Source organism: Polaromonas sp. P3_C2 (assembly GCF_056402675.1).
This window is the reverse complement of sequence record NZ_JBFUGX010000287.1, coordinates 1-5305: the sequence shown is the minus strand read 5'-3', so window position 1 is coordinate 5305 and position 5305 is coordinate 1. Positions and strand designations below refer to the sequence as shown.

Here is a 5305-nt window from a genome sequence, read left to right as displayed (position 1 = left end):
GTTCTTCACCGTCAAGCCCGGTGCGGTGGCGGGGCAAGCACCGTTCATCAACGTCTGCGTCACCATGCGCGGCCTGCTGGTGCATACGTTCACGCGCATCTACTTTGATGATGAAGCGGGGGCGAACAGCAAAGACGCGGTGCTGGCAAGCGTGCCGGCCGAACGGCGCAGCACCCTGGTTGCCCAACGCGACATGACGGGGGCCGGAGCGGTATACCGATTCGACATCCGCATGCAGGACAGCGCCGCCGGCAAGGAAACAGTGTTCTTCGACCTGTGAGCGTGGACCGGGGTTGAGCGGCCGGCCTTGATTGCTATTAATTAGATAGCTGATTGCGCTCGTCCCTATTGGTCTGCAGCCATTTTTCTCATAAGAACTGCTCGTAAGGCTACAGCCACGCGGCCATGGCGGCAATGCCGCCATGAAGGTTGTTACGCACGCCGGTGCACAGTCGTGGCCCGCCCGCGCTATAAAACAGGCCAACACCATCAAGAGGCCTGCCATGACCATTCATCTGGACCACTTCATCGTATCGGCGCGCGACAAGGTGGCTTCGGCCAGGTCCTTGGCAGAGCTGCTCGGCGTGCCGTGGGCTGAAACCACGATAGGACCTTTCTCGGCTGTCTTCATCAACGAAGGCCTGACGCTGGACTTCATCGACACCGACGAAGACTTTCCCGTCGAGCATTTCTGCTTTCGCGTGAGCGAGCAGGAATTCGATGCGATCCTGGGGCGCATCCAGGCGGCTGGAATCAAGTACCGCAGCTCGGTGCGCGGCCCCATGGACATGCAGGTCAGCACGTACCTTGGCGGCAAAGGCATTTACTGGAACGAGCCCGAGGGGCACCAGTGGGAGATGCTCACGGTAAGTTATGCGCGAAGATGAATCCACCCCCGTCCAGGCTCACTGCGTGTAGCCTGTTCCCCCCTCAAGGGGGCGGCGCCTGGGGCCGGCGAAGCCGGACCCTCGGCCCCCGCTTGCGAAATACCCGACGCTGATCACGCCTACTGAACTCTTAAACCCAGCATGAGCCGTGGAACCGGCTTTGCCGGGCCACAGGCGGGCGGCCCCCTCGGGGGGGCAGCGACCCACACGCAGTGGGGGAGCGTGGGGGCTCAATCCTCGCCGTAATCATGGTCCGGGTGGTTGATGGTCCCCAACTTCCAGTAGCCACGGCCCACAATGCTGCTGCGTTCCACACCCAGCTCTTCAATCAGCAACTGGCGTAGTCGGCGCATGGCCGCCGCCTCGCAGGCCAGGTAAATGCGCGTGCCGGGTGCGGGTGCGCCGGCTTTGCGCAACGCGGCTTCCAGTGCCTGGCCGGCCTTGTTGTTGTCGGCGCCACGGGCGACCCATTGGGCATTCACTTTGGCGGTGCTTTGCAGCGGGCGCTCTTCAGCTGCGTCCACCACCTCGACAAGCACCTGAACTTGCGCGCTCGCGGGCAAGCTGGCCAGAATGGTTTCAAACGCGGGCAAGGCGCTGTCGTCACCGATCAAAAAATGCGCGGGCGCATCCAGCTGAACTTTGTAGCCCGGGCCTGGGCCCATCAAATACAGCACCTGGCCCGGCTGCGCCTGCGCCGCCCAGGTGGATGCGGGGCCATCGCCGTGCAGCACAAAATCGACATCGACTTCCAGCACATCGCTGCGCACCGCCAGCGGCGTGTAAGTGCGCATGGACTTCGCTCGCGGGCCATCGGGCAAGGGACGGTCAGGCTCGGTTTGTCCCGGCTCGGGAAAAATCAGCTTCATGTAGCAGGCCGGGTCGGCCACCTCAAAGCCTTCCAGTTCCGCGCCTTGCAGTGTGATGCGGCGCATCAGCGGGCTCAGGGTTTGCACGCGAGTGACCTGCACGTGGCGTGGCGGCCGGCGCTTGCGCGGTGCGGTCTCGGGAGAAGGGGCGGTGGCCTGCGGTATTGTGGACATGGTGTCTTTCAGGGCGAGGCATCGCGCTGCCCAAAGGTTAAAACTCTAATTGAGAATAATTATCATCTGATTGCAATGGGCTGGTGGATTGAAGGGGGAAAGACGGTGGCTTGCGTCCTGCTCATCGCCCCGCAGCGCGAGGTGCCCGCAGCTCATGGGTAGCCAATAGCCCGAAAGACAGCGCGCCAACCTCCGCAAGCGCCTCAAGGGGCGACCAGAACCGGCGCAAAGGGCAGTCGAAGGTCTGCCCAGGGCTGGGCGGACCAATGGGGTTACTTGTTGCCCGAGACCGTACTCATCCAGTCACCGATGGCTTGGGCTGACGAGGCCGGTGCGTTGAGGTGACTGGACGCCGGTTGATAGAGCTGGGTCAGTGGATGCTTCGGCAGGAGTTCGAACAGTTGACCATTGGCTCGCGCCAACGCTGGGTAGTCATTGACCGGTGCGATGTAAAGCACGGGCGTCTCGGCCTTGAATGCCTTCATGGCGTTGACCTGGTTCATCGCACCTTCAGGCTCAAACCATGTCAGATAGCTGGCTGGCGTTGTGACCACGGGGTAGACACCTTTGCTGCCTTCGTAATCTGACAACTGAACTTTCTCCGCACCCTTGCCCTCGTCAAGGTTCTTGCGAGCCAGGGACAACGCCTCTGCGAGCTTCTCGCGAAATAAAGTGCTTCCAACGTTGCCGCCAGGCGCGATGGCGACCACGCMGTCCACCTTGTATTTGCTCCCGAAATAAAGAGCGAATATTCCGCCCTGGCTGTGGCCTGCAACAAATACCTTGTTGACACCTTTTGTCCGAAGGCGGTTGATCGCAGATTCAACTTCGGCTTCGGCAGTTGCCACGTTGACGTCATAGCCCCTTCGCGCAGACCAGGGCATTTCGATGTTTTCGACCTGAAAACCGCGTCCCTGAAGCGAGGAGGCCAAATCAGACACCAGCCTGGAAGGGGATCCGCCTTTCCCGTGCATGACGACCACACCGATGGCGCCCGTGTCAGCCTGAACGCTCAGGCACATCAGCAGCACCATGGCTGCCAGAAACTTGGTGAATGTATTCACGGCTGCGCGCCCCTCCATATGTATAAGGTATTTGAAGCTCTTGTGCCCAAGCCAGCTCTACAGTGCATCATCGTAATTTAATCTTGTGGCTTCGAAAAGCCATTTGGCTTTGCCGGACGATTTTCAAGAGGCGCCCTTGCGCAGTCCGTGCCGGCCTGGTCGTGGTCAGGGCTGGTGCCCTGCGATAATTTGAGCCTGAATCTGCTTGCAACTCGACACCCCTCTATCGAACCTCCCTCATGACCACCATCGGCACCCCGCTTTCCTCCCACGCCACCAAAGTCATGCTGCTCGGCTCCGGCGAGCTGGGCAAGGAAGTGCTGATCGCCCTGCAACGCCTGGGCGTTGAAACCATCGCCACCGACCGGTATGACAACGCGCCGGGCCAGCAGGTGGCCCACCATGCGCGCACCATCACCATGAGTGACCCGGCGCAGCTCAAGGCGCTGATTGAAAAAGAAAAGCCCGATCTGGTGGTGCCAGAGATCGAAGCGATTGCTACACCCATGCTCGAAGAGCTTGAGGCCGCCGGTGTGGTGCGCGTGATCCCGACGGCGCGTGCCGCGCGCCTGACCATGGACCGCGAAGGCATACGCCGCCTGGCCGCCGAAACCCTGGGCCTGCCGACCAGCCCCTACAAGTTTTGTGATTCGCTGGAAGAGCTGCAGGCCGCCATCGATGGCACCACGGGCTACCCCTGCGTCGTCAAGCCGGTGATGAGCTCGTCGGGCAAGGGCCAAAGCAAAATCTCCGGCCCCGAAGACGTCAAAAAAGCCTGGGACTACGCGATGGCCGGCGGCCGTGTCAGCCACGGCCGGGTGATCGTTGAAGGGTTTATTGATTTTGATTACGAGATCACGCAGCTCACTGTGCGAGCCGTGGGCGCCGACGGAAGCATCGAAACGCATTTCTGCGAGCCCATCGGCCACATCCAGGTCAGYGGCGACTATGTGGAAAGCTGGCAGCCGCACCCCATGCGCCCCAACGCGCTGAAAAAATGCCGCGACATCTGCAAGGCCGTGACGGACAACCTGGGGCTGGGCTTTGACGGCAAACCTTCGGGACTGGGCCTTTTCGGTGTTGAACTGTTTGTGAAGGGTGAAGACGTCTGGTTCAGCGAAGTCAGCCCGCGCCCGCACGACACCGGCATGGTGACGATGTGCACCCAGTGGCAAAACGAATTTGAACTGCACGCGCGCGCCATCCTGGGCCTGCCCGTCAACACCGCGCTCAAGAGCCCGGGCGCCAGCGCCGTGATTTATGGCGGCGTCGATGCGAAGGGCATCGTGTTCGACGGCGTGGCCGATGCACTGCGTGTGCCCAACAGCGACATCCGGCTGTTCGGCAAACCTGAGAGTTTTGTCAAACGCCGTATGGGCGTGGCGCTGGCGTTTGATGCCGACGTGGAGGTGGCGCGCCACAACGCCAAGCTGGCCGCGTCCCGGGTCAAGCCCCGGGCGCCGAAAGGCTGACCCCTATGACGAGGACTGCGGCATGAACCTCTCTGYGCTCATCTCCTGGGCCGACGACTCATCGCTGCACGTCTTGCTGGCAGCCGGCATCAGCATCGTTCTGGCGCTGGTGGCGCACACCATAGGCGCTGTTGTTGTCCTGCGGCTGACGCGTTCCATGCCGGTGATGGCCCGGGTCGCCGAACAATGCCGCTCTCCGGTGCAGGTGCTGCTGCCCCTGATTGCCCTGCAGATCGTCTGGCACAGCGCGCCGGATACCTTTCCGCTGATCAACGGGGTGCGCCATGCCAATGGCCTGCTGCTGCTCGCCGCCCTGACGTGGGCAGGCATGCGCGCGGCGCGCGGGGCCGCGATGGGGGTGATCGGCCTGCACCCGGTCGATGTGGAGGACAACCTCAATGCCCGCCGCATCCATACGCAGACCCGCATGCTGGCGCGCACCGCCATGTTCATCGTGCTGCTGACCGGGCTGGCCCTGATGCTGATGACCTTTCCCGGCGCGCGCCAATTCGGGGCCAGCCTGCTGGCTTCGGCGGGTGTGGCGGGGCTGGTGATCGGTATCGCGGCCCGGCCCGTGTTCAGCAACCTGATTGCCGGCCTGCAGCTGGCGCTGGCGCAGCCCATCCGCCTGGACGACGTGCTGATCGTGCAGGGCGAATGGGGTCGGGTGGAGGAGATCACCGGCACGTATGTGGTGCTGAAGATATGGGACGAGCGGCGCCTGATCGTTCCGTTGCAGTGGTTCATTGAAAACCCGTTCCAGAACTGGACGCGCACCGGCGCCCAGATCATCGGCACCGTCTTTCTCTGGGTCGATTACCGCATGCCCCTGGCCCCGC

The 5305-nt window shown here is 62.4% G+C and carries 6 protein-coding genes; 4 read left to right on the top strand and 2 right to left on the bottom strand.

Annotation, left to right across the window (positions count from 1 at the left end):
• Together AC1DWI_RS13085 and AC1DWI_RS13080 are read left to right on the top strand one after the other, a co-directional pair.
• Positions 1-280, top strand: a 280-nt coding sequence (locus AC1DWI_RS13085; protein ID WP_477724980.1) for a peptidase associated/transthyretin-like domain-containing protein, incomplete at its 5' end; no start/stop codon positions are given.
• A 223-nt stretch (positions 281-503) separates the two neighbouring features.
• Positions 504-887, top strand: coding sequence for a VOC family protein (locus AC1DWI_RS13080; protein WP_477668616.1), 384 nt, complete (start codon positions 504-506; stop codon positions 885-887).
• 230 nt (positions 888-1117) lie between these two features.
• Here AC1DWI_RS13080 and AC1DWI_RS13075 read toward each other — a convergent pair whose 3' ends face one another.
• Both AC1DWI_RS13075 and AC1DWI_RS13070 read right to left on the bottom strand, forming a co-directional pair.
• A complete protein-coding gene (locus tag AC1DWI_RS13075) occupies positions 1118-1930 on the bottom strand; it encodes a siderophore-interacting protein (RefSeq protein WP_477668615.1) in 813 nt (270 codons plus the stop codon).
• Positions 1931-2202: 272 nt separating this feature from the next.
• On the bottom strand, positions 2203-2994 hold the full coding sequence (locus tag AC1DWI_RS13070) for an alpha/beta hydrolase (protein ID WP_477724979.1): 792 nt from the start codon (positions 2992-2994) through the stop codon (positions 2203-2205).
• A gap of 239 nt (positions 2995-3233) precedes the next feature.
• Between AC1DWI_RS13070 and purT the strand changes: the two genes are divergently transcribed.
• The gene (gene purT, locus AC1DWI_RS13065; protein WP_477668613.1) at positions 3234-4466 is read left to right on the top strand and encodes a formate-dependent phosphoribosylglycinamide formyltransferase; all 1233 of its coding nucleotides are present in this window, start codon (positions 3234-3236) and stop codon (positions 4464-4466) included.
• Positions 4467-4488: 22 nt separating this feature from the next.
• Positions 4489-5305 (top strand): mechanosensitive ion channel family protein (locus AC1DWI_RS13060; RefSeq protein ID WP_477724978.1); only part of this gene is annotated, 817 nt, incomplete at its 3' end.